Origin of the sequence: Streptosporangium sp. NPDC001681 (assembly GCF_040298085.1) — a bacterium.
Taxonomy (GTDB): Bacteria; Actinomycetota; Actinomycetes; order Streptosporangiales; family Streptosporangiaceae; genus Streptosporangium.
Map to the genome: position 1 here is coordinate 14,363 of NZ_JBEOZN010000063.1, position 23,960 is coordinate 38,322.

Below are 23,960 nucleotides of genomic sequence, written 5' to 3' on the forward strand. Positions count from 1 at the left end.
TGCCTGTTCCTGGAGCTCCAGATTGGTGTCTCGAACCTGTTGCCTTTAGGAGTGTTCTGCGGCCAGAGCTACCGGGTGAAGGATGAGATCACCGCGGCCGATCTGGGCATCCGCACCCAGCACGTGATCGGCCGGGAGATCGACGTGATCCGCAGCCAGCTGTCGCGCAACCACGTGGCGGTGCTCAGCGGGATGGGTCACTTCGTCGACCCGCACACGGTCGGCGTCGTCGACGAGCACGGCCACGAGACCAAGGTCACCGCTGACAAGATCATTATCGCCACGGGTACCCGGCCGGCCCGCCCCGACACCGTGGAGTTCGACGACCACGCCATCATCGACTCGGACGGCATCCTGAAGCTGCAGGACATCCCCGACTCCATGGTGGTCGTCGGAGCCGGGGTGATCGGCATCGAGTACGCCTCGATGTTCGCCGCGCTGGGCACCAAGGTGACGGTGGTGGAGCGCCGTGACCGGATGCTCGACTTCTGTGACCTGGAGATCGTCGAGGCGCTCAAGTACCACCTGCGCGACCTGGCGGTGACCTTCCGTTTCGGTGAGACCGTCGCCGCCGTGGAGCGCCGCTCCCGGGGGGCGCTGACCGTGCTGGAGAGCGGCAAGAGGATCCCCGCCGAGACGGTGATGTACTCGGCCGGCCGCCATGGCATGACCGACGAGCTCGCCCTGGAGAACGCGGAGCTGGCCGCCGACGCCCGAGGCCGCATCCAGGTCGACGAGCACTACCGCACCACCGTGCCGCACATCTACGCCGTCGGCGACGTCATCGGCTTCCCGTCCTTGGCCGCCACCTCCATGGAGCAGGGCCGCATCGCCGCCCACCACGCCTGCGGGGAGCCGCTGCGCGGTATCCACCACCTGCAGCCGATCGGCATCTACACCATCCCCGAGATCAGCTTCATCGGCCACACCGAGGACGAGCTGACCGCCTCCCACGTCCCCTTCGAGGTCGGCATCTCCCGCTACCGCGAGCTGGCCAGAGGCCAGATCATCGGTGACACCTACGGCATGCTCAAGCTCCTGGTCTCCCCGGAGACCCGCGCCCTGCTCGGCGTGCACGTCTTCGGCACCGGCGCCACCGAACTGCTCCACATCGGCCAGGCGGTCATGGGCTGCGGCGGCACCATCGACTACCTGGTCGACGCCGTCTTCAACTACCCCACCCTGGCCGAGTCCTACAAGGTCGCCGCCTTGGACGCCATGAACAAACTCCGCCGGGTGGCCCGCTTCGAGCTCTGAGTCCCCTTTCGAGGACCACCGGGCGAAAGTAGCAGCGGGTCAGGCGCGCACCGGTGGAGCGGCTCTGCGCGGTGGCTCACCCGGACGCGGTCATCCGGCCGTCTCGGGGCCGCCGAAGGCGTACTCCAGGGGTGGCGGCACCGCCTGGGCATCCGCGCCGCCGACCCAGAGGTCGATCACACGCGCATCCGTCCTCTGCGGGACGAATCCGGCGAGCTCGTCAGGCACCGTTCGGTGCGTAACGCACCGAAGACGGATTGCGGGGACCTCGACGGCACATCCGCGTCCCCGATGGGGTCCCGTGCGGGGGAGGGGCGCTGCGATCATGGCGGTATGACGCAGCAGGTTCCGGATGGTGACGAGAGGCTGAGCCGACGGGAGATCTCCGACGCCGTCGGCGATCTCGGGTGGCGCTATGTCCTGGACGTGGTGCGCACGTCGGTGACCGTGGCATCGCCCGCGCGGGCGGTCGAGGTCGTCGCGCGCGCGGTGGCCGTGGCCGGCGCGGACGGAGAGCGAAGCCTGGAGATGGACGTCCGCCCCGGCCGGGTGGTCCTGACCCTGCGCTCACCGATCACCGGTGCGGTGACGCCGGTCGAGGTCGAGCTCGCCGGTCGGATCTCCGCGGTCGTGAGCGAGCTCGGGCTGAGCACCGGCCCCGACGTGGGCGGCCGGGAGGTGCGGTCGGTCCAGGTCCTCGAGATCGCGATCGACGCGATCGACATCGCCGCCGTCCGCCCGTTCTGGAAGGCGGTGATGGGTTATGACGACGAGCCCGGAGCGTCCGGCGGCGAGGGCGCGCTCGTGGATCCCGTCGGGCAGGGTCCGGCGATCTGGTTCCAGCGGATGACCGCGCCCCGGGCGCAGCGCAACCGGATCCATCTCGACGTCTCGGTCCCCCACGACGAGGCGTCCCACCGGGTCGAGGCCGCCCTCGCCTCGGGCGGGATCCTGCTGTCCGACGCCTCGGCGCCCTCCTTCTGGGTGCTGGCGGACGTGGAGGGCAACGAGGCGTGCGTGACGACCTGGCAGGGAAGGGACTGACGGCCGACCGGTGTCAGGCCGTGATGGTGCCGAGGCACCATCCGCGCGACCGCGGTGAGTCGTGCGAGGGCCGGCAGTGGCCGAGCGGGACCGGGCGTCCGGGATTCGTCCGCTCAGGTTCCGGAAGGCTCGTCCTTCTTGCCCGCCACGAGGGTGTCGCCGGCCTTGCCGGGGGCGGGCGGCGCGGGGGGCGCGGCGGGTGCGGTACCGGAGGAGGGTTTGCGGGTACGCGTGCGCGGACGGGGGGCGGCGGGGAACTCCGCGGTGTCGGTGGTGCTCTCGGTGGTGGCCGGAGCGGGCTTGTCGGTGCCGGCGGGCTTCTTCCCGGCGGCGGGCAGGGCGGGCGCCGGAGGGGTCTCCGGCTCGCGCAGCGCGGCGATGACGTCGTCGGCCTCGGTCTCGGCGGCGAAGTCCTCGGCGGCCTCGGCCTCACGGCGCTTGATCACCACCATGTGGTCGACCGACAGGCGGCCCGCGCCGCCCACCGCCAGCAGGATGGAGGCGGCCCCGAGCGCCACGATCAGCTTGGCGTCGCCCCCGGTGAGCGGCAGGCCCGTCTCGCCACTGGCCAGTACGAACACGGCGAGGGCCTCGGCGAACAGCAGCAGCCCGCATGCGGGTACGGCGAGCCCGGCCACCAGCAGCGCGCCGCCGATGAGCTCCGTCAGCATGGTGGTGGCGGCCCACACGCCTGGCGCGGGGGCACCCAGGGTGGTGAACTGCCCGGCGGTGGCGGTCAGGCCCGCTTCGAGCTTGTGCCAGCCGTTGGCGAAGAAGATCCCGCCCACCCCCAGTCTGGCGGCCAGGGAGGCAAGATCATGGAGGGTTCGTCGCACGGTTCCTCATTCTGGTTAGATTCACCGTTCCTGCCCAGACTTGACCGATAGATGACCGAGCGAGAGCCTGTCAAACCCCTCACGAGGAGTCACTCCCCTCTCCGTCTCCCTCGGGGCGGTGGGGTACCAGGAGCATCACGGCCAGTGCGGTGCAGCCGAGCAGCAGCACGCTCACCACGATCGTCGTGTGCAGGCCCGCGACGAACGCGACGCGGGCCGCGGAGAGCAGTGCGTCTCCCACGCCGCCGCCGATCTCCTGCGCCATGTGCGCGGCGGAGGCGAGCGACTGGCGGGCCTGGTGCATCGTCTCGGGAGCGACGCCGGGGACCGGGCCCAGCGAGGGGGCGTACACGACCGTGGTGATCGTGCCGAGCACCGCGACCCCGAGACCGGCACCCAGCTCGTAGGCGGTCTCCTCGATCGCGGCGGCGCCGCCCGCGCGCGACTCGGGCGCGGCCGACATGATCGTGTCGGAGGCGGCCAGCAGGGTGACCTGGATACCGAAGCCGATGCCGACGAAGCAGAACGTCAGGGCCACCGGATGCCCCTCGGTGCCCCAGGCCAGGGTGGGGGCGAGGGACAGGGCGGTCAGCGCCAGCCCGCCGCTCATCGTGGCGCGCAGCCCGAACCACCGAAGCAGCCGAGCCCCGGCCAGGCCGCCCGCGATCGCGGCGATCATGAGCGGGAGCATCCGTACGGCCGCCCCGAGCGGGCTGTCGCCGAGGACCAGCTGGAGGTACTGGGCGAGCATGAGCTCCAGCCCGACCAGGGCGAAGACGGTCAGCAGCACGCCGCCCACCCCGGCGCAGAACGCCCGTCGCCGGAACAGCTCCAGGTCGAGCAGGGGGAAGGCCAGTCGCCGCTGCCTGCGGACGAACCAGGTCAGCAGCCAGACCCCGCACAGCAGGACCGCCACCCCGCCGAGATGCCCGGCGCCCGCCTCCTTCAGGCCGAAGGCCACACCGAGGATGCCCAATACCGACAGCAGCGCGCTGAGTGCGTCCCACGGCCGGTCGGAGCGCCTCGGGATCTCGGGAAGAAGCCTGACCGCGGCGGGCAGCAGGACCATCAGGATGGGGACGTTGATCAGGAAGACGGCGCCCCACCAGAACTTCTCGACGAGCAGCCCGCCGATGAGCGGGCCGACCGCGGCCCCGGCCGCCGCCACCGCGCTCCACACGCCCAGCGCGATCGCCCGCTCGTACCGGTCGGTGAAGACCTGCCGGATGATGGAGAGGGTGGCGGGCATGATCATGGCACCGCCGACGCCGAGCAGTGCCCGCGCCGAGATCAGCGCGAGCGGGGTCGGGGCGAACGCGGCCGCCGCCGAGGCGACGCCGAAGACCACGTATCCGGCCAGCACCAGCCGTTTGCGCCCGTAGCGGTCACCGAGCGTGCCAAAGGTCAGCAGCAGCGGCGCGACCACCAGCGAGTAGACGTCGATGATCCACAGCAGTTCCACGGAGGTCGGCTCCAGAGCCGCCGTCAGCGTGGGCACCGCGATGTGCAGCACCGTGGCGTCCACCGCGATCAGCAGCAGGCTGAAGCAGAGCAGGGCGAGGATCGACCACCGGCTGGCTCCGGGTGCCGGTGAGCCGCCGTCCCCACCCCTGGCTTTGGCCATGATGGTGGTCATGGGCCGCTCAGGAGTTGTCAGCCTGGACGAACATACGTCGCAGCCTAGGCGAAGTGCGGCAGTGCGCGGGGTGGCATTCAATGATGGATTTACATGGATATGTGTACCTTGTTTCTCGCGGTCGATCGGCGATCCGTGTTTTCGGTGACACTGTGCGTGACCTCTCTAGAGAGATACAGGCATATACCGTTATCTAGGCAAATGGTGATCTCCCACGGAGCATGGCGATCGTGGGGAGTCAGTGTGAGGCCCGTGAGCCGCCGTGGTGAGCGGGTCCGGCGGGCACGACTCGGCCCCGGTGCCGCCGCCCCGAGATCCCGACGACCCCCGGCAGTGGTGTGCCGTGGCCGCCGCACTGCTGGGCCGTGACCATCCCGAGGCCGCGCTGGAGGCCGCCCGCAGGGCGCTGGACCTCGACCCCCGATCCGAGTCGGGAGCCGACTGGGGATACCGCCTCGCCAGCCTCGCGTTCGAGCGGCTCGGCCGCGACGCGGAGGCCGTGGCCGCCGCCGAGGAGGCGGTACGCCTCGCGCCGGGCTCCTGGGCCGCGCGGATGCGCCTGGGGGCGGCACTGCGCAGGGTGCCGGGCCGCTGGCGCGAGTCGCGGGCACAGGCGGCCAGGGCCGTCCGCTACGCGCCGGAGGAGCCGGACCCGCATGTCCTCACCGGTGACCTCGCGCTGCTGCGCGGTGAGTACCCCCGCGCGCGGGCCGCCTACCGCGACGCGCTGCGCCGCCTGCCCGACCATCCCGGCGCCAGGATCAACCTCGGCCTGACCTGGCTGCGCTGGGAGCGCCCACGCGCCCACCACGACCCCGCCTGGCCGGTCGACCCCCGTGAGACGGGCCGGGCCAGGCGCGCCCTGGAGACGTGGTCGCGGCAGATCCGCATCCTGCTGGCCGTCGCCCTCGTCGCGGTCTGCGCGGCGGAGTTCGGGTTCGGCCTGGCAGGCGTGGCGAGGATCAGTGGCGGGCTGGTGCCGCTCGCCGTCCTGGTGATCACCCTCAGGCAGGCGCACCGGGTCGGGCTCTGGTCGTACGTGCCCGGCATGCTCGCCCGCGACCTCTGGCTCGGCACGTCGATCCTGATCACCCTGGTCGTCGTGGCCGCGTACGTCGCGGTCGTCGCCACCCTCCCACCGGAGGTCCCACCGCTCCTGGCCGGACCGCCGCCGGACGCCACGGGGGTGCTCTGGGCGGGCCTCGCCGGGCTGGTGCTCCTCAACGGCGCCGTACTGCTCGTCCTGCGCGTGCTCGTCGATGCCTGGCGCGGGCGGCCGGTCAGGGCGCTGGCCGAGTTCGCCGCGGCCGGTGACGACCGTACGGCCAGGCGGGACGTCAACGTGACCCTCTGGCTGGTGGCGGGCCGGGTCTGGTCGGTGCCGGCCGCGGCCGTGCTGGCGGCGGCGGTCCTGGACGAACGGCGTTGGGCGCTCGCCGCGCTCGCCGTGCCGCTCGTGCTCGGCTGGGCGTACCGCGGGGCCGGTCCCGCCCTGGGCCTCGGCAGGGTGCTGGCAGCGGACCGCGGGCTGGCGGCGGCGCTGGCCCTGTCCGCTGCGGCGGCGCTCCTGCTCGGCATGGCGGCGGCGGTCACCACGTTCGGGCTCGCCCAGGCGGGCGAGTGGGCCTGGCGGGCCGGGACCGTGCTGCCGGCCGTCTCGTCGGCGGTGTTCGCCACGAGGTCGGTGCGGGCGTGGTGGCGGGGTGCGCCGGGTCCCTGGCGCGCCTCACTGGTCATGTGCGACGGCTGCGGCGGCCGCCTGCCCGGCGATGCCTCCCCGCCGGTGGGGCTCAGCGGGGAGGTGCGCGCGGCCTTCACCCACGCGCGGGGGGTGATGCTCGCCTACGCCGACCCCAGCGGCCCGCGCGCGCTGGCCGTCGGCGCGGTCGGTTCGGTCGGCCCGAGCGGCGAGTTACGCCTGATCGCCGCCTCCGACGCGTGGGAGGCCGCCGAGCGCGACCCCAGGGTGGCGGTCTTCGTCGCGGACCCGCGGGGCCGCAGCTTCTGGGCCGAGGTGCGCGGCATCGCGATCGGCGACACCGAGGCCGGCCTGCTGAGGATCACCCCCAAGCAGGTCGTGGTCGGCGAGTATCCCGGCCGGCACCAGGGCCGTGCCCGCCGAGGCTGAGCGGTCGTCGGGAGCGCGGACCGCCTTGCCCGGCGGTGACATTCCCATGCCCGTCACCTGGCCGGTTCCCGGGGAAGGACGGGCGCGGGGACCGGGGGCTCCCACCCGGCGGGAACACGGGCGCGAACCGCCGCGCGCGGGGCGCGGAGGCGGCACAGGGAAGGGTGTGGCCACCGGTGCGGCACCGGTCGCAGCTCGCTACCTCGAACGTGGATTTCATCCGTTCTCGTCCACGTATCTGATCGTGCCCGCGCGGCGGCGTGGCGCGACGCCCAGGCACGCGCAAACGTCCCCCCGGTGCGGTATAACCGGGGGCGGACCGGGGAGGCGTGATGCGGGAATCCAGCAGGGCCCAGCCGGCGGGGCGCGCGGCCGCACGGGATCTGTTCGAGCGGGTGCGGCTGGGCTACTTCCGGCTCTCGCCGCCTCTGCGCAGGCTGATCTACGTCGCGGTGCTGGTCGGAGCGGTCGGGTTGGCGTTCGGCCTCGGCTGGTCGGTGCTCAACACATTCTTCGTCACGCTGACGCTGCTCGGCTTCGCGGCGCTGACCCTGAGCTTTCCCCGCGCCGCGGCCACCCTGCTCGTGGTGCTCGCCTGGCTGTCGGCGCTGATGATCTTCCAGGGCGCGTCCGGCTGGAACTCGCCGATCCCGACCGCGCTGATGATCCTCGCCGCCCTGGTGGCCGGCGCGGCCCACCTCATCCGCTGGGTCACCCCGTGGGTGAGCACGGCCATGGCACTGGTGCCCGCCGGACTGGTGGCCGTCCTGCTCGGCGTGGTCATCCCCGGGATCGCGCCGGTCACCGCCATCTGGGCCGCGTACGCGGTGGCGGCCGGGGTGCTCGTCCAGCGCTTCCTCCAGGCCCGCCGGGTGCGGGCGGCGTCGGCGGTGGGGGAGCGGAGCCAGGCCGGGCTCAGGGTCCGCGGGGGCGGTGCCCCCGCACCCGCCGCCGTGACCGGCGAGCGGGAGGCGCCGCCGCCCATCTCGGTGGAGGAGGCGCTCGGAGAGCTGGACGCCATGATCGGCCTGGCCCCGGTGAAGGAGCAGGTGCGCTCGATCGCCGCCTCGATCGAGGCGGCCAGGCTGCGCAGGGAGGCCGGATACTCCACCGAGCCACCGATGCGGCACTTCGTGTTCGTCGGCCCCCCGGGCACCGGCAAGACCAGCGTGGCCAGGACCGTCGCGAAGATCTTCTACGCCTTCGGCCTGCTGGAGACCCCCTACGTGGTCGAGGCCCAGCGGGCCGACCTGGTGGGGGAGTTTCTCGGCGCCACCGCGATCAAGACGAACGAGCTGGTCGACCGGGCGCTCGGCGGGGTGCTCTTCATCGACGAGGCGTACAGCCTGATCAACTCCGGTGACGGCCAGCCGGACAGGTTCGGCGCGGAGGCCGTGCAGACGCTGCTCAAGCGGGCCGAGGACGACCGCGACCGGCTGGTCGTCATCCTGGCCGGATACGAGAAGGAGATGGCCGCCTTCCTGTCGTCCAACCCCGGCCTGTCCAGCCGGTTCGCAAGCCGGGTCCGCTTCCCCAGCTACGCCCCCGATGAGCTGCTCCAGATCACCGAGTTGCTGCAGAGGCGCCGGGGAGACCGGATGTCACCGGAGGCCGCGCCCGCGCTGCTCGCCCGATTCGAGGACATCCACCGGCGCTCGATGGTCGACGACCTGGGCAACGCCCGGTTCGTCCGCAGCCTCGTGGAGGCCGCCGCGCAGGCCAGGGACGTGCGCGTGGTGGGGGCGGGTGGCGCGCCCACCACTGAGGACCTGGTCACCACGGCCCTGGAGGATGTCGTCAAGGCCTTCGACGAGCTCACCGCCCGCTACCGGGGCTACCAGGCCACGCCCTCCCTTGAGGAGGCGCTGGCCGACCTCGACCGCATGGCGGGTCTCGAACCGGTCAAACGGCAGGTGCACGCGATCGCCGCGCAGCTCAGAGTGGCCAAGATGCGTCAGGAGCGGGGGCTGCCGACCCCGTCGCAGATGCGGCACTTCGTCTTCGCCGGGCCGCCGGGCACCGGAAAGACCACGGTGGCCCGCATCCTGGGCCGTATCTTCGCCGCGCTCGGCCTGCTCGCCCAGCCCGACGTGGTGGAGGCCCAGCGGGCCGACCTGGTCGGCCAGCACCTCGGCGCCACCGCGATCAAGACGAACGAGCTGGTCGACCGGGCGCTCGGCGGGGTGCTCTTCGTCGACGAGGCCTACGGCCTGGTCAACTCCGGCTACAACGGGGGCGACGCCTTCGGCACCGAGGCCGTGCAGACGCTGCTCAAGCGGGCCGAGGACGACCGCGACCGGCTGGTGGTCATCCTGGCCGGATACGAGCGGGAGATGAACACCTTCCTGTCGTCCAATCCCGGCCTGGGCAGCAGGTTCAGCCAGCGGGTGCGGTTTCCCTCGTACTCCGCCGAGGAGCTCACCGAGATCGCGGTGCTGCTCGCCGACTCCTCGGGTGACAGGTTCGACGACGCCGCCCGGCGTGACCTGGCCGAGGTCTTCGCCTGGGTCTGCGACGAGGGCCTGATCGACGGCCTGGGCAACGGCAGGTTCGCGCGCTCGCTCTTCGAGCGCGCGGCGATGCGCAGGGACGTCCGTCTGGCCGCCCTGGGCGGTGCCACCGCCACCGCCGCCGACCTGACCACCATCACCAGCGTTGACCTGCGCGCCGCCGTGGACGAACTCTCCGGAAAGTGATTCCGGGTCCGACCGGCGCCATCGTCCACTGAGATCCCTCCGATTCGGTACGCTATGCAGCCCATCGGTCGCTGAGTGTAGCAAGATGGTCACTGACAGCGGTGGGGCTCCGGAGGAGGAAAGATGGCGGGATTCCTTGCCCGCAGGCTGCTCAACTATCTGGTGCTGATCGTCGTGGCCACCAGCCTCGCCTACATGCTGGCCGCCTCCGCGCTCGACCCGCGATCCAACTACGAGGGCCGCAACCCGCCGATCCCCCCCGCGGTCGTCGACGCCCGCCTCACCGACCTCAACCTCAACGACCGCACCCCGCTCTTCGAGCGCTACCTGACCTGGGCGGGTGCCCTGGCGCGCGGCGACTTCGGCAGGACGGTGGCCGGCGGCTCGGTCGGCGACGACCTCGGGCGCCGGATCGGCGTCACCCTGCGCCTGATCACGGTCGGGCTGGTCGTCGGCAGTGTCACCGGCGTGCTCGTCGGCGCCTACGCCGCGGTCAAGCAGTACGGCGCCTTCGACCGGCTCTCGACAGGTCTCTCCTTCGTCGTCCTCGCGGTCCCCACGGTGGTGCTGGCCAACATCCTGATCATCGCCGCGGTCCGGTTCAACGAGGCCGTCGGCGCCCAGATCCTCCTCGTCAGCGGAGAGGCGACCCCCGGGCTCCAGGGCGGGTTCGTCGCCGCCGGGATCGACCGGATCCAGCATCTGCTGCTGCCCACGCTGTCGCTCTCGCTCGGCCTGGCCGCCGTCTACAGCCGCTACCAGCGCAACATGATGCTCGATGTGCTCGGCGCCGACTTCATCCGCACGGCCATGGCCAAGGGGCTGAGCCGCCGCGCCGCGCTGACCCGGCACGCGCTGCGTACCGCGCTGATCCCGGCGGTCACCTACTTCGCCTTCACCTTCGGGGCGCTGCTGGTCGGCACCACCTTCACCGAGAAGATCTTCGGCTGGCACGGCGTGGGAGAGCAGCTGGTCGACTCGATCTCCACCAACGACATCAACACCGTCGCCGCGATCAGCTGCTTCGCCGCGCTGGCGGTGCTGCTGGCCGCGTTGGCCTCCGACGTGCTCCACGCCCTCCTCGACCCGCGCGTCCGAGTGGGGTGAGCCGGAGATGACCATCGCCGAGGAGGAGCTCACCGAGCAGCGGGCGTCCGTGGACAGGATCAAGGCGCCCTCACGGCTGCGGGTGGTCATGGGCCGCCTCCTGCGCTCGGGCCGGGGCCGGACCGGCTCCGTGCTCCTCCTGCTGATCTTCCTGCTGGCCTTCGCCGGCCCCTACCTCACCCGCTGGACCTACACCGCCAAGGACTTCACCGCCTTTCTCGCGCCGCCGTCGACCGAGCACTGGTGGGGGACCCTGCAGACCGGCGCCGACGTGTACGCGGTCACACTGCGCGGCATGCGCAGGTCCCTGGTCGTCGGCCTGCTCGCCGCGGTGGTCGGCACCGCGCTCGCGGCCGTGGTGGGTGCCTTCGCCGGATACTTCGGAAGCTGGACCGACCGTTCACTGACCTGGGTGACCGACCTGCTGCTCGTGCTTCCCGCCTTCCTGATCCTGGCGATCATGTCCCCGCTCTTCGCCGGGGGACAGTGGCCGATGTTCGTGCTGGTGCTGGCGCTCTTCCTCTGGATGGTGACCTCGAAGATCGTCCGGAGCATGACCATCTCGCTCAGGGAACGGGAGTTCATCCAGGCGGCCAGGTTCATGGGCGTGCCGCCGACAAGGATCATCTTCCGGCACATCATTCCCAACATGTCCTCGCTGCTGGTCGTCGACGCCACGCTGAACGTCAGCGCCGCGATCCTCACCGAGACGTCCCTCTCCTACTTCGGCTTCGGCATCCAGCCGCCGGACGTCTCGCTGGGCAGCCTCATCGCGGACGGCGCCCAGACGGCGCTCTACGCCCCCTGGACGTTCTGGTTCTGCGCGGGCCTGTTGATCGTCACCGTGCTCGCGGTGAACCTGGTCGGCGACTCCCTGCGCGACGCCTTCGACCCCACGGCCCGCAGAGGTGGGTGAGCGGATGACAGGCGAGCGAACCGCGGACGCGAGATCCCGGAGCGGCCGGACCGGCGGGCAGGGCGCCGGGGCCGGCCCCCTGCCGGTGAGGGCCGGAACCGACCTCGTGCCCGCCGACCCCGTGCTCGAGGTGCGCGACCTCGACGTCACCTTCGGCCTGGGCCCCGGCGCGGTCCGCGCGGTCAGGGGAATGGGTTACGCGATCCGTCCGGGCGAGGTGCTCGGGATCGTCGGTGAGTCCGGCTCCGGCAAGTCGGTCACCTCGCTGGCCGTGATGGGCCTGCTCCCGCCACACGCCCACGTCACCGGGTCGGTGCGGCTGCACGGACAGGAGATCCTGGGCGCCCCGGAGAGGACACTCACCGCGTTCCGCGGCAAGACCATCTCGATGGTCTTCCAGGACCCGCTCTCCGCGCTCACCCCCGTCTACCGGGTCGGCGACCAGATCGCCGAGGCGGTCCGCGTCCACCGGCGGATCGGCGCCGCGCAGGCCGCCAGGCGCGCCGTCGAACTGCTCGACCTGGTCGGCATCCCCAACGCGGCGCAGCGCGCCAGGGCGTTCCCGCACGAGTTCTCCGGCGGCATGCGCCAGCGCGCGGTGATCGCGATGGCGATCGCCAACGACCCCGACGTGATCCTCTGCGACGAACCGACCACCGCGCTCGACGTGACCGTCCAGGCTCAGGTGCTGGAGGTGCTGAAGACGGCGCAGCGGGAGACGGGCGCGGCGATCGTCATCATCACCCATGATTTGGGGGTGGTGGCCGGGTTCGCCGACCGGGTTCTCGTCATGTACGCCGGGCGCCCCGTCGAGGTCGGCTCGGTGGACGAGGTCTACTACCGCACCCGCATGCCGTACACCATGGGCCTGCTCGGTTCGATCCCGCGCCTTGACCGGGGCCGGGAGCAGCCGCTGGTGCCCATCGAGGGCAGCCCGCCGTCACCGGCGGCGCTGCCGCCGGGCTGCCCGTTCGAGCCGCGCTGCCCGATCGCCGTCCCGGCGTGCGCCGAGTCCGAGCCCGAGCCGGTACGGGTGGGCTCGCCCGGCCACCTCGCGGCGTGCATACGCTCCGGTGAGATCGAGGCGGAGGGGTGGTCACCCGCCCAGATCTACGGTGTGCGCGCCATCGCGGGGGAGGCGACCGGCCCCGGTCCCGCCGTCGGCCCCGCTGCCGGTTCCGTCGCCGGGGAGCGGCCACGGCCGCGTGGCGGGCGTGAGGTGGTCCTGGCGGTCGAGGGCCTGGTCAAGCACTATCCCCTGGTGAAGGGGAGGCTCCTGCGGCGGCGGGTCGGCACGGTCCGCGCGGTGGACGGTGTCAGCTTCGACATCCGCGAGGGCGAGACGCTCGGCCTGGTCGGGGAGTCGGGCTGCGGCAAGACGACCACCCTGATGGAGATCCTCGAACTGATCGCACCGCAGAGCGGCGGGATCACGGTGCTGGGCCGCGACACCGCACAGATGAGCACCCGTGACCGGATGGCCGTCCGGCGCGACATGCAGGTCGTCTTTCAGGACCCGCTGGCCTCGCTCGACCCGAGGATGACCGTCTACGACATTCTCGCCGAGCCGCTGCGCACGCACGGCAGCCGCGAGGTGGGGCCGAGGGTCCGCGAGCTGCTCGGCATGGTCGGCCTGGAGGCCGGTCACGCCGCCCGCTATCCGCAGGACTTCTCCGGGGGGCAGCGTCAGCGCATCGGCATCGCCCGCGCTCTCGCCCTGGAACCCCGGCTGGTCGTGCTGGACGAGCCGGTCTCGGCACTCGACGTGTCCATCCAGGCCGGGGTGCTCAACCTGCTGGCGGAGCTGAGGACCCGCCTGGGCCTGTCGTACCTGCTCGTGGCGCACGATCTGGCCGTGGTCCGGCACATCGCAGACCGGGTCGCGGTCATGTACCTCGGCAGGATCGCCGAGATCGGGCAGGCCGGCCGGGTGTACGACACTCCGATGCATCCCTACACGCGGGCACTGCTGTCGGCCGTCCCGCTGCCGGACCCGGTCATGGAACGCTCCAGAAGGCGGATCCTGCTGGAGGGAGACCTGCCCAGCCCGGCCGATCCTCCCTCCGGCTGCCGCTTCCGCACCCGCTGTCCCCTGTTCAGGTCCCTCGACGAGACCGTCAGAAGGCGTTGTGTGGAGGAGGAACCCCAGGTGCGCCGGCTCGGAGACGACCACGGAGTCTCGTGCCACTTCGCCGAGAGGTTCGGCGCCGGATGATCCAGCCGAGTGCCCTTCTGTTCGCCCAGTCGTATCCTCCGGGAGGAAAACAGTGACATCGATCCGGCGCGTGGGCGCGCTCGCCACCGCGCTGGCCGTGGTCCTGGCGGTCTCGCCGGTTCTGACCGGCTGCGGTGGCGGGGGCGGGACGGGGAGCGGGTCCATCTCGGCGATCAAGGCCTACGACGTCAACCCCGTCGCCCGCGACCGGGTCGTGGACGGAGGGGTGCTCCGCTGGGGGCTCAGCGAGTATCCGGCCAACTGGAACCTCAACCATGTCGACGGCAACCTGGCGACGGTCAAGAAGGTCATGGACGCCCTCATGCCCTCGCCGTTCCGCTCCGACGCCAAGGGGCAGATCTCCCCGAACACCGACTACCTGTCGGCGGGCAGGGTCACCTCGGACGGCCCCAGGCAGGTCGTCACCCTGACCCTCGACCCGCGTGCCAGGTGGTCCGACGGCACTCCGATCACCTGGGAGGACTACCGGGCCCAGTGGCAGGCGATGAACGGCCGCAACGGCGACTACCGGGTGGCGAGCACCACCGGCTACCAGGACATCGAGAAGGTGACCAGGGGCAAGGACGACCACCAGGTCGTGGTGACCTTCGCCAAACCCTTCGGCGACTGGCAGTCGCTGTTCGCGCCGCTGTACCCCCGAAGCACCAACGCCACCTCCGAGGCGTTCAACAACGCCTGGCTGAACCGCGTCCCGGTGACCGCCGGCCCGTTCAGGTTCGTCTCGTTCGATCCGACCGCCAAGACCGTCACCATCGCCAGGGACGACCGCTGGTGGGGAGAGCGGGCCAAGCTGGACCAGATCATCTACCGCTCCCTGGAGAGCGACGCACTGGTCGGGGCCTTCAGCAACGGTGAGCTCGACACCTTCGACATCGGTCCGTCCGCGCCCGACTACGCGCGCGTCAAGGCCACCCCGGGCGCGATCGTGCGACAGGCGGCCGGGCCCGACTTCCGGCACATCACGATGAACGGCGAGAGCGCCCTGCTGTCCGACCGGAGGGTACGCAGGGCCGTGGCGATGGGCATCAACCGCCAGGCCGTCGCCCAGTCCGACCTCCAGGGCCTCGACTGGCCGATCGTCCTGCTGAACAACCACTTCTTCATGAACACCCAGGAGGGCTACCAGGACAACGCCGGTGAGATAGGTACTTACAACCCCGTTCAAGCCGGGCGGGAGCTGGACGCCGCAGGCTGGAAGCTGGAGGGGCGGATCAGAAGGAAGGACGGCAGGGAGCTGAACCTGCGCTTCGTCCTGCCGTCCAGCCTGCAGCTCACCAAGTCCGAGGCCGAACTCGTCCAGGACATGCTCGCCCAGATCGGTGTCGGGGTCACTCTCCAGTCGGTACCCACCGATGACTACTTCACCAAATACATAATTCCCGGCAATTACGACATCACCGCCTTCGCATACATGGGCACGCCGTTTCCCGTCTCCAGCGCCTACGGTCAGTACGCCGACGCCACCAGGCGCCCGGACGACACCGGACAGTGGAACGCCAACCTCGGCCGCATCGGCTCCCCGCAGATCGACGCCGCCATGAACAAGGCGACCGCCGCCCTCGCCCCCGGCCGGGCCATCGCCGACACCAACGCCGCCGACAAGCTCATCTGGCAGGCGGTCAACGTGGTGACGCTCTACCAGCGACCGCAGAACGTCGCGGTCAAGAGCACGGTCGCCAACTTCGGCGCCCGCGGCTTCTACGACCTGAGGTACCAGGACATCGGTTTCACCCGATGACGCGGCCGTGCGGGTGGCCCGGTCGGGCGGGGCGTCTCGCGGCCCTCAGGCGGCCGAATACCCGAGGAGCCCGGGAGGCACCCGGCAGCGGGACGGGCGCGCCTTCTGTCGGGAGCGGAGTGTAGAAGTGGGCCATGGTTATCTCGGTTACCTGGCCCCAGGTGCTCGCGTGGCGGTTGAAGCGGCAGTTCGTGGACCCGGCAGACGGGCCGGACACGGTCTCCGTCGTGCGCAGGCTCACCGGGGTGCAGGCGCAGGTGGCCTCCTCCGCCGGCCTGGCGGTGGCCGTGCGGAGCGCGCGGCCGAGACCCGATGAGATCGACGATGCCCTGTGGCGAGACCGCAGCCTGGTCAAGACCTGGACGGCACGCGGCACCCTGCACCTCGTCCCCGCCGACGAGCTGGCCTCCTACGCCGCCGTCCTCGGCTCGTTCCGCAACTGGGACAAGGGCTCCTGGCAGCGGGGCCACGGGGTCACCGCCGCCGAGGTCGCCGCCATCCTCGACGCCGTGCCCAAGGCGCTCGCCGGCCGCGCCCTCACTCGCGAGGAACTGGTCGACGGGGTCATCGAGATCACCGGCGACGCCCACCTGAAGGAGGCGCTCACCTCCGGCTGGGGCGCCCTGTTCAAGCCGCTGAGCTTCCTCGGTGAGCTCTGCTACGGCCCGCCACGCGAGGGGAGGGTGACCTTCGTCAGCCCCCGCGACTGGGTGCCCGGCTGGCCGGCGGAGCTCCCCTCGGCCGCGGAGGGCGGCGTGCGCCTGCTCCGCTCCTTCCTCGGTGCCCACGGCCCGGGCACCCCCGAGACGTTCGACGGCTGGCTCTACCGCGGGGCGGCCCGCAAGGCGACGCTGCGCGGCTGGTTCCGGGACCTCACCCCCGAACTGGCCGAGATCGAGGTCGGCGGCAGGCCGATGGTCATGCTCGCCGAGCACCTCGACGACCTGGCCGGCACCCGGCCCGCCACCGGGGTCCACCTCCTGCCAGGCTTCGACCAGTACATCCTCGCCGCCCCTCGTGACCTGGAGCCCCTCCTGCCCGCCAAGGCGAAGGCGAGGGTCAGCCGGGCCGCCGGCTGGATCTCCCCCGTCGTGATCCACGAGGGCCGGGTGGCCGGGATCTGGGAGGCCAAGGACAAGAAGATCGTCGTCGACCTCCTGGAGGAGGTGCCCGCCGCGGCCCTCGCAGCCGAGACCGAGCGGGTGTCCGAGCTGCTGCGCTGACGGCTCCGGCTTCGAAAGCCGTCACGACCGGGGCTCCCGTGCCCGAAGTGCCCTCCCGCCGGCTCCGTTGAGGAGCGGTTCAGCCGCGGCGGAAGCGTACCCGGTCGCCGGGGCGGAGCTGGGCGGCCCTGGCGAGGCTCGCCGAGGTCAGCACGGCGATGACCGGGTAGCCGCCGGTCGGCGGGTGGTCGGCGAGGAACACGATCGGCTGGCCGCCGGGCGGCACCTGGACGGCCCCGGCCACCATGCCCTCGCTGGGCAGCTCCTCGTCCCGGGCCCGTTCCAGGCGGGCGCCGCGCATTCGCACGCCCACCCGGTTGCTGTCCTGGCCGACCTCGTACGGCTCCGCGCACAGGGTGGCCAGGGCTCCGGGGACGAACCAGTCCTCCCGGGGACCCGGCAGGACAAGCAGGACGCCGGCTCCAAGCTCCGGCGAGGGCGCCGCGTCCACGGTGATCGGCGGCAGGCCGTCCGTCGGCCCCATGGGCAGGACCGTTCCGGCGCGGAGCGGGGCGGGGCCGAGCCCGGACAGCGAGTCGGCCGACCGGCTCCCCATCGTGACGGGCGTGTCGAGGCCACCACGGACGGCGATGTAGGTGCGCAGGCCGGTTTCCGGCGTCCCGGTGCGCAGCTCGCCGCCCGCGGGCACCCAGAAAGGCGCGCACATCCCCTGTAGGGCCGGCACGCCGGGAGCCGCGTCGTCGGCAGTCCCGCGCGCTCGCAGGAGCTCCAGCGGGCAGTCGGCCCCGGTGACGGCGACCCAGGTCCCGGTGGTGAAGCGCAGCCGGGCGCCGCCGAAGGTCAGCTCGATCCCCGCGGCGCCCTCCGGGTTGCCGACCAGGCGGTTGGCCAGCCGCAGGCTCGGCTCGTCCGCGGCACCCGAGCGGGGCACCCCGAGATGGGCGTACCCGGGCCGGCCAAGATCCTGCACCGTGGCGTACGGCCCCGGCGCGATCACCTCGATCATGGCCCGCCGACCGCCAGGAAACGCACCCGCGTCCCCGGCGTGAGCAGGGTGGGCGGGTCGGCGGTCACGTCCCAGACCGCCGTCGTGGAGCGACCGAGCAGCCGCCACCCGCCGGGGGAGGCCGAGGGGTAGACCGCCGAGTAGGGGCCGGCGACCGCCACGGATCCGGCGGGCACCGAGGTTCGCGGGGTGTCCAGCCGTGGCACGCGCAGCGCGGGATCCAGCCCCGTGAGGTAGGCGAACCCGGGGGCGAAGCCCAGCCAGCCCACCACCAGCTCCCGCCCGGTGTGCCGCTCGACCACCTCCCCGGGGGAGAGGCCGCTCAGCGCGGCCACCTCGTCGAGGTCCGCGCCGTCGTACACGACCGGGATGGTCACGGCCGGCGCCGGCGCGGCGGTACCCGCGCCGATCGTGGCCCCCGTCTCCAGCAGGTGAAGGAGCCGGTCCCGCAGGCGCGTCAGGTCGGCCCCCGGCGCGCTGACGAGGACCGTGGTGGGGCCGGGCACGATCTCCACCACCCCGGCCGGCCGATCGGCCCGCAGCAGGGCGTCCAGCCGGTGGGAGATCTCCAGCGAGCCGGTCTCCACCAGCAGCGACCGCTCCCCGGCCCGCCGGATCACCGCCGGCCCCTCAAGTGAAGGACCTCAGCGTCACCCCGGCGTCCACCAGGCCGTCGCGGACGGCCCGGGCCACCAGCACCGCGCCGGGGGTGTCGCCGTGGACGCAGATCGAGCGCGCCTCGACGGGGACCAGCGAGCCGTCCACCGCCTCGACCACTCCCTCGGTCACCATCCGCACCATACGGGCGGCGACCGTACCGGGGTCGTGCAGCACGGCGCCGGGGGAGCGGCGGGAGAGCAGCGTTCCGGCACCGGTGTAGGCGCGGTCGGCGAAGGCCTCGACGACCGTGGTGACCCCCTCCCCGGCGGCGATCTCGTGGACGGCGGAGCCGGGCAGGGTCAACAGCGGCAGGTCCCGGTCGTAGTCGGCCACCGCCGCCACGACGGCCCCGGCCTGCTCGGGGTCGCGGCAGATCCGGTTGTACAGCGCGCCGTGCGGCTTGACGTAGGAGACCCGGCCGCCCATCGCCCTGGCGATGCCGTCCACCGCCCCCAGCTGGTAGAGCACCTCGGCGCAGAGTTCCTCCGGCTCGACGTCCATCTCACGGCGGCCGAACCCGGCCAGGTCCCGGTAGGACACCTGGGCGCCGATCGCGACTCCCCGGTCGATCGCCGCCGCGCACGTGCGGCGAATGGTCAGCGGATCGCCCGCGTGGAACCCGCAGGCGATGTTGGCGCTGGTCACCAGTTCGAGCAGGGCCGCGTCCTCGCCCAGCCGCCAGATCCCGAAGCCCTCGCCCAGATCGGCGTTGAGATCGATCATCATGACTCACCTACACCGGAGGCTCATCGGGAATGTCCGCGATGTCGTCGAGGGCGATGGCCAGCTCCTCGGGGTCGTCGCCGATGCGCTCGGCGATCTCGATCAGCACGTGCAGCACGTCGTGCCGGTCGTGGCCCAGGTCCAGCAGCCGCTGCGCGGCCTCCCAGAGCTGTGGCGGATCGCCCTCCCACAGCCGGGCGGCGATCTCCTCGTGCCAGGCGAGATGCTCGTCGTGGTCGGGCCGGGTGAGCTCGCCCGCGTGGTCGATGCCCAGCAGGATCCGCCGGTCGGCGTCGTCCGCGGGGTTGAGCAGGCCGAGCTGGATCTCGCCGTGCGTGCCCTGCAGGAAAGGGAACGCGAACACCCGCCTGGCCAGTGCCGACAGGTCGCCGTCCGGCAGCAGCCGGTCGAGCAGGTCGCGGTCGAGCCCGAAGGTCGTCGGATCGCGGTAGGACTCGGCGAACTTGCCCGTCGCCTCCCAGACCGCGTCGAGCGTGGCTCGCAGCCCCTCGTCCGGCAGCCCGGTCCGGCCCGCGGCGAAACGCGCCCAGGCGCCCAGCACGTGCGGCACCGCCTCCTGCTCGGCGGTGCTGAGCATCACCTTGCGCGGCAGCCAGTCGAGCAGGAAGGTCTCGCACTTGGTCGGGCTGACCCGGAGTGGACGGCCGAAATCCTGGTCGCAGCCGTAGTCGATGATGTGATCGGCGCATCGGGAGGCCGCGGAGGGGTCGGACAGGTGCTCGGCCGCGTCCGAGGAGAGGAACTCGGCGGCCAGCATCGCCCGGCGGTCGCGGCTGTAGGGGGCCTCGCTGTGCAGCGGGGCCGGCCGCTTCCGGCCGGGCGGCAGCGCCTTGATCCGGGACCTGGCGAAGGCGTGGTAGGCGCTGTAGCTGTCGCTGACTGGCGCGGCCGTCCTGCGGTGGCCGTACTCCGCGGTGGCCTTCATCGCCGATTCGAGCAGCGCCCTGGCCTGCTGCGGCTCGATCTGGCCGAACCTGAGCATCGGGTTGTCCTCGGCCTCGGCCCTGGCCTGTTCCAGCAGCTTGTCGACGTGCGATGAGACCCAGGCGTCACGGGCGATGCCGCGCATGTTGTAGTCGACGATCACGACCAGCGCGTGCCGGTCCTCGCCGCTGTCGGCGCCCCGGTAGCCGAAGGTGCACACCACCGTGTCCTGATCGCCGTAGGCGTCGCGGGAGACGAAGCAGCCGGTCGTCTTGACCGCACCCAGCCGGTCGGCCCAGCGGGGCCTGGCCACACCGCGCTCCATGAGCGCCAGCGCGGCGCCCTCCGCCTTGGCGGCCTGGCGGGCCGTGCCGAGGTAGGCCAGCGCGATCAGCAGGGTGAGCGCGGCGGGCGAGCCGGCCTTGGCCGCGTAGTCGACCAGGCCCTCGCCGAGGACCTGTTCGGCGTCCCCGCGTTTCAGCCGGCGCCCCCACCAGGCTCCGACCATGTCGGAGACCATGAGCTCGGCGTCCAGCGGGCTGCGTACGGCCAGCAGCTCGCGAGCGGCGAGCAACATCTCGGAGAAGACCGCCTCAGGGGACTGGCTCTCTCTGGGGTCTCGACGGTGTCGCCGGCTCAAGCAGTCTCAGCCTCCCCCGTCGGCCGCGTGAGCTCAGCGCGGCCGTCGCCGTGCGGATCGGCCCGCTCGCCTCGCTCGCTCACGTCCCAACCTTCTCGCATTCCCGGTCCAAACGGTGCGTAGAGACGGCCGGGTTCCCCGATGCTACCGGGGACCGCGGGGCGGCGGCGCGGAGTTGACAAGGGCGAGTAGATGCTCGCGGGCGACGCGCTCGACGACCTCGGGCGTCGCCTCGATGCCGAGGTGCTCCGCGCAGGCACAGACCTCGGTCACGCACCTGCCGACGGTCTCGACGGGAACGGTCAGGAACTCGGCGGCCAGGTGAGATGTCACCGGCTCGTGATAAGTCGTTGAAGGCCCGGTGGAGCGGGTGGCGAGAACGGGCATGGATGTCGCATTCCTCCGGAGTTTCCCGGGAGCATCCCCCGGATATGTCGGCGGGGACGTGCGTTCTCATTCCACAACTTATCTCGGGAGTGTCAACCCTCGGCGCCCTGATATGGGAAGCTGACCCCGTATCTTGACTGAATCCTGCAACAGTGGAGTAAGCGAGTGTTCCCGAAGAGGGAGCCGAATTGACGGCGAGTCAGTAGCCTGATCTCGCCTGCAAGCCCGACGGAGATGAGGTGGGCAGTTGCCGGGACGGTCCGGCGCGATCCTGCTAGGGTCCTGGCCGCAAACGTTCGAAGGCGCAACGCCGACTGGTCGCCGCCCGTACGGGAGCCCCGGCGTGTCGGCCCGGGGATCCCGGTCATCGGAGCGGTGGCGTTCCCGGGGTGTGCTGACCGCATCTTGGGCGGGGCTTCCGTCCGCGCCTGCCCATCGCCGATGATGTACTCCAGGATCCGGTCCCCCGGAGCCGCGCTACGCCAATTCGCAAGTTTGGAGATGTGCCTCGTGGGAGACCCTGGCACGCGACGGAGGTGCCGACCATGAGCGCCGAAACCTCCGTGCCCCGTCCCCGGGAGTCGGGTGTGGACATCTCAGACTCCGGCCTGCTGCAGGGCCTGCTGTCACAGTCGCCGTTCGCCTTCGCGTTCTTCGACCCCGGAGGTCGCTTCGAGCGTGTCGACGAGGTCTTCGCCAACGTGGTCGGCCTGCCCGCCGAGCGTCTGGTCGGCCGGGCCCCCGGTGAGTTGCTCTCCGCCGACCTGACCGCCCTGATCGAGGGCTCGGTGCGGAGCATGGTCGCGGGGGCCTCGGTCGACGGCGACCAGCGGATCCGGGTGCGCACCGCCGGTGGTGAGACCCACCACTGGTCGCTGACCTTCTCCCCGATCCACGACGACAAGGGCGCATTGCGTGCGATCTGCCTGGTCGGCGTCGACATCACCGACAGCAGGCAGGTCGAGGAGGATCTCAGGCGCAGCGAGGAGCGATACCGCTCGCTGGTCGAGGCCCAGTCCCAGCTGGTCTGGATCACCGCGCCCAACGGCGTCGTGGAGGAGGACGCGCCGCAGTGGCGGGCCATCACCGGCCAGGGGCTGGAGGAGTACCTGACCCACGGCTGGCTGGAGGCCGTCCACCCGGACGACCGCCCGCACACCGAGGAGGCCTGGCGTGAGGCGCTGCGCGGCCGGATCATGTTCGAGTGGAGCTACCGGGTCCGCACCCGGGCCAGCGGCTATCGGCACTTCGAGGTGCGCGCCGTCCCGATCATCCGGCACAACCGGGTCGTCGAATGGGTGGGGGCCAACACCGATGTCACCCCGCAGCGCGAGGCCGAGGAGATGCGGGGCCGCCTGACCGATCAGCTCGGCGCCGCGGCCCTGCGGACCGCGCGCCTGCAGGGCGCCACGGCGCTGCTCGCCGAGGCGCTCACCGTCGAGCAGGTGGTCCAGGTCATCATCGACGTGGGTCGTACTGCGCTGGCCGCCGACCGGTCGGCGGTGGCGCTGCTCGACGTCGACCGGGCCGCGCTGAAGCTGGTCAACAGCGGTGGCATCCCCGACGTTCCGGGCGCGCCCGGCGAGGAGATCCCGCTGTCGCACTCCAGCGTGATGACCATGGCGGTCAACAGCCGGCGCCCGGTCTTCGCCGAGTCGCCGGACAGCCTGCGGTCCCAACTGGTCGACGCGGGCGGCGACGACGACAGCATCACCGGTTTCATCGCCCACAGTGACGAGCGGGCCTGGGTGGGCCTGCCGCTGCTGGCCGCGGGTCGCGCGCTCGGGGCACTGAGATTCTCCTTCACCCGCCCGCAGAAGATCTCCCAGGAGGACGGGGTGTTCCTGGAGGCGCTCGCCGGGCAGTGCGCCCTCGCCGTGGAGCGGGCCACCCTGTTCGAGCGCGAGCACCGCACCGCCGAGACGCTCCAGCGCAGCCTGCTGCCCGATCGCCTGCCGGTGGTCAGGGGGCTGGTCCTGGCCCAGCGGTTCCGCTCGGGAAGCCGCCATGTGCAGGTCGGCGGTGACTGGTACGACGCGTTCGTGCTCCAGGACGGCCGGGTCGCGGCGGTGGTCGGCGACGTCATGGGCAAGGGCGTCAAGGCCGCGGCGGGGATGGGCCGCATCCGCAACGCCATGCGGGCCCTGGCGTTGACCAACCCGCCGCCCGCGGCGGTCCTCACCGGCCTCGACCGGGTCTTCGAGGCGACCGAGGAGGAGGAGCAGGTCACGACCCTCGCCTACATGGTCGTCGAGCCCGGGACCGGAGAGGGCACGCTGGCGCTGGCCGGTCACCCGCCGCCCCTGCTGGTCTCCCCTGAGGGCGTGCCGATACTGTGTGACGGCGAGCCGGGCACCCCGCTGGGCTGGCCCACGAGTCGCAGGCAGTTCAGGTTCTGTGTCCCGCCGGGCCACACCGCCGTCCTGTATTCGGATGGTCTGGTGGAGAACCGGAAGCGTGGTCTTGATGCCGGACTCGCTGATCTTTGCTCTGTTGTGACCGAAGCGCCAGCCGAAGTGGTCGGAAGCCCCCACATGTTGCTAGATTTCCTTGTCGACCGGATGTTGTCTGGGTATGAGCAGGATGACGACGTCACGGTGCTCGCGATTCACGTTCCCGCCGCCACGAAGAGTGACTGAATGAAACAGTCATAACGGTTGCTTTCGGGTATCGGTGCCTCGCTTCCGTACGCACTACTCTCTTGGTCGGCCTAGGGTGGAGGGCAACCGCCAGGAGGCGGCCGTATGGATCACGGTGTCATGCCACAATGCTGGACAGGTGCGTCGCGGTTCGCGCGGCCTCGCTAACCACAACTAGAGGT

Annotated in this window: 18 protein-coding genes; 10 read left to right on the top strand and 8 right to left on the bottom strand. The window is 71.8% G+C overall.

The genetic code is table 11. From position 1 onward, the window contains the following. Positions 1 to 75 precede the first annotated feature (75 nt). On the top strand, positions 76 to 1,257 hold the full coding sequence (gene sthA, locus ABT130_RS26440; RefSeq protein ID WP_350959615.1) for a Si-specific NAD(P)(+) transhydrogenase: 1,182 nt from the start codon (positions 76 to 78) through the stop codon (positions 1,255 to 1,257). A gap of 90 nt (positions 1,258 to 1,347) precedes the next feature. Here sthA and ABT130_RS26445 read toward each other — a convergent pair whose 3' ends face one another. Beyond that, positions 1,348 to 1,485, bottom strand: a complete 138-nt coding sequence (locus ABT130_RS26445) for a hypothetical protein (RefSeq protein ID WP_350959617.1) — start codon at positions 1,483 to 1,485, stop codon at positions 1,348 to 1,350. A gap of 105 nt (positions 1,486 to 1,590) precedes the next feature. Here ABT130_RS26445 and ABT130_RS26450 point away from each other — a divergent pair, with 105 nt between their 5' ends. After that, positions 1,591 to 2,301: a VOC family protein gene (locus ABT130_RS26450; protein WP_350959620.1), complete on the top strand. Its 711-nt coding sequence runs from the start codon at positions 1,591 to 1,593 to the stop codon at positions 2,299 to 2,301. A gap of 113 nt (positions 2,302 to 2,414) precedes the next feature. Here ABT130_RS26450 and ABT130_RS26455 read toward each other — a convergent pair whose 3' ends face one another. Further along, positions 2,415 to 3,137, bottom strand: coding sequence for a DoxX family protein (locus tag ABT130_RS26455; protein ID WP_350959622.1), 723 nt, complete (start codon positions 3,135 to 3,137; stop codon positions 2,415 to 2,417). A gap of 79 nt (positions 3,138 to 3,216) precedes the next feature. Further along, positions 3,217 to 4,773, bottom strand: a complete 1,557-nt coding sequence (locus ABT130_RS26460; RefSeq protein WP_350959624.1) for an MFS transporter — start codon at positions 4,771 to 4,773, stop codon at positions 3,217 to 3,219. Positions 4,774 to 5,035: 262 nt separating this feature from the next. On the opposite strand from ABT130_RS26460, the gene ABT130_RS26465 reads away from it, so the two are divergent. The 7 genes from ABT130_RS26465 to ABT130_RS26495 all read left to right on the top strand — a co-directional run bounded on the left by ABT130_RS26465 (position 5,036) and on the right by ABT130_RS26495 (position 16,817). Continuing rightward, positions 5,036 to 6,901: a tetratricopeptide repeat protein gene (locus ABT130_RS26465; protein WP_350959626.1), complete on the top strand. Its 1,866-nt coding sequence runs from the start codon at positions 5,036 to 5,038 to the stop codon at positions 6,899 to 6,901. A 332-nt stretch (positions 6,902 to 7,233) separates the two neighbouring features. Further along, positions 7,234 to 9,597, top strand: coding sequence for an AAA family ATPase (locus ABT130_RS26470; RefSeq protein ID WP_350959629.1), 2,364 nt, complete (start codon positions 7,234 to 7,236; stop codon positions 9,595 to 9,597). A gap of 123 nt (positions 9,598 to 9,720) precedes the next feature. Further along, the gene (locus ABT130_RS26475) at positions 9,721 to 10,704 is read left to right on the top strand and encodes an ABC transporter permease (protein ID WP_350925845.1); all 984 of its coding nucleotides are present in this window, start codon (positions 9,721 to 9,723) and stop codon (positions 10,702 to 10,704) included. Positions 10,705 to 10,711: 7 nt separating this feature from the next. Next, on the top strand, positions 10,712 to 11,620 hold the full coding sequence (locus ABT130_RS26480) for an ABC transporter permease (RefSeq protein WP_350959632.1): 909 nt from the start codon (positions 10,712 to 10,714) through the stop codon (positions 11,618 to 11,620). Positions 11,621 to 11,624: 4 nt separating this feature from the next. Continuing rightward, entirely contained in the window at positions 11,625 to 13,835 is a 2,211-nt protein-coding gene (locus tag ABT130_RS26485; protein WP_350959634.1) for a dipeptide ABC transporter ATP-binding protein, read from the top strand. 52 nt (positions 13,836 to 13,887) lie between these two features. Next, a complete protein-coding gene (locus tag ABT130_RS26490; protein WP_350959637.1) occupies positions 13,888 to 15,594 on the top strand; it encodes an ABC transporter family substrate-binding protein in 1,707 nt (568 codons plus the stop codon). Between the two features lie 134 nt (positions 15,595 to 15,728). After that, complete coding sequence (locus ABT130_RS26495; RefSeq protein WP_350959640.1) at positions 15,729 to 16,817, top strand: winged helix DNA-binding domain-containing protein; 1,089 nt, start codon at positions 15,729 to 15,731, stop codon at positions 16,815 to 16,817. A gap of 79 nt (positions 16,818 to 16,896) precedes the next feature. Here the strand turns inward: ABT130_RS26495 and ABT130_RS26500 are convergent, their stop codons facing one another. The 5 genes from ABT130_RS26500 to ABT130_RS26520 all read right to left on the bottom strand — a co-directional run bounded on the left by ABT130_RS26500 (position 16,897) and on the right by ABT130_RS26520 (position 21,085). Then, positions 16,897 to 17,784: a 5-oxoprolinase subunit C family protein gene (locus ABT130_RS26500; protein WP_350959642.1), complete on the bottom strand. Its 888-nt coding sequence runs from the start codon at positions 17,782 to 17,784 to the stop codon at positions 16,897 to 16,899. After that, positions 17,781 to 18,404 carry a 5-oxoprolinase subunit B family protein gene (locus tag ABT130_RS26505; RefSeq protein ID WP_350959645.1) on the bottom strand — a complete coding sequence of 208 codons (624 nt, stop codon included), beginning with the start codon at positions 18,402 to 18,404 and terminating at the stop codon, positions 17,781 to 17,783. The genes ABT130_RS26500 and ABT130_RS26505 overlap by 4 nt, the downstream gene beginning before the upstream one ends. 10 nt (positions 18,405 to 18,414) lie before the next feature. Further along, positions 18,415 to 19,170, bottom strand: a complete 756-nt coding sequence (locus ABT130_RS26510) for a LamB/YcsF family protein (protein ID WP_350959647.1) — start codon at positions 19,168 to 19,170, stop codon at positions 18,415 to 18,417. Positions 19,171 to 19,177: 7 nt separating this feature from the next. Continuing rightward, the gene (locus tag ABT130_RS26515; RefSeq protein WP_350925829.1) at positions 19,178 to 20,689 is read right to left on the bottom strand and encodes a hypothetical protein; all 1,512 of its coding nucleotides are present in this window, start codon (positions 20,687 to 20,689) and stop codon (positions 19,178 to 19,180) included. Positions 20,690 to 20,896: 207 nt separating this feature from the next. Beyond that, positions 20,897 to 21,085, bottom strand: a complete 189-nt coding sequence (locus ABT130_RS26520; protein WP_502991538.1) for a hypothetical protein — start codon at positions 21,083 to 21,085, stop codon at positions 20,897 to 20,899. A gap of 599 nt (positions 21,086 to 21,684) precedes the next feature. On the opposite strand from ABT130_RS26520, the gene ABT130_RS26525 reads away from it, so the two are divergent. Then, entirely contained in the window at positions 21,685 to 23,778 is a 2,094-nt protein-coding gene (locus ABT130_RS26525) for a SpoIIE family protein phosphatase (RefSeq protein ID WP_350925825.1), read from the top strand. Positions 23,779 to 23,960: the final 182 nt, after the last annotated feature.

Coding starts and splice junctions, on each gene's coding strand:
- ABT130_RS26450 (WP_350959620.1), top strand. CDS start 1,591: ATGACGCAGCAGGTTCCGGATGGTGACGAGAGGCTGAGCCGACGGGAG.
- ABT130_RS26525 (WP_350925825.1), top strand. CDS start 21,685: ATGAGCGCCGAAACCTCCGTGCCCCGTCCCCGGGAGTCGGGTGTGGAC.
- ABT130_RS26480 (WP_350959632.1), top strand. CDS start 10,712: ATGACCATCGCCGAGGAGGAGCTCACCGAGCAGCGGGCGTCCGTGGAC.
- ABT130_RS26475 (WP_350925845.1), top strand. CDS start 9,721: ATGGCGGGATTCCTTGCCCGCAGGCTGCTCAACTATCTGGTGCTGATC.
- ABT130_RS26515 (WP_350925829.1), bottom strand. CDS start 20,689: ATGTTGCTCGCCGCTCGCGAGCTGCTGGCCGTACGCAGCCCGCTGGAC.
- ABT130_RS26500 (WP_350959642.1), bottom strand. CDS start 17,784: ATGATCGAGGTGATCGCGCCGGGGCCGTACGCCACGGTGCAGGATCTT.
- ABT130_RS26470 (WP_350959629.1), top strand. CDS start 7,234: ATGCGGGAATCCAGCAGGGCCCAGCCGGCGGGGCGCGCGGCCGCACGG.
- ABT130_RS26460 (WP_350959624.1), bottom strand. CDS start 4,773: ATGACCACCATCATGGCCAAAGCCAGGGGTGGGGACGGCGGCTCACCG.
- ABT130_RS26485 (WP_350959634.1), top strand. CDS start 11,625: ATGACAGGCGAGCGAACCGCGGACGCGAGATCCCGGAGCGGCCGGACC.
- ABT130_RS26495 (WP_350959640.1), top strand. CDS start 15,729: ATGGTTATCTCGGTTACCTGGCCCCAGGTGCTCGCGTGGCGGTTGAAG.
- ABT130_RS26510 (WP_350959647.1), bottom strand. CDS start 19,170: ATGATGATCGATCTCAACGCCGATCTGGGCGAGGGCTTCGGGATCTGG.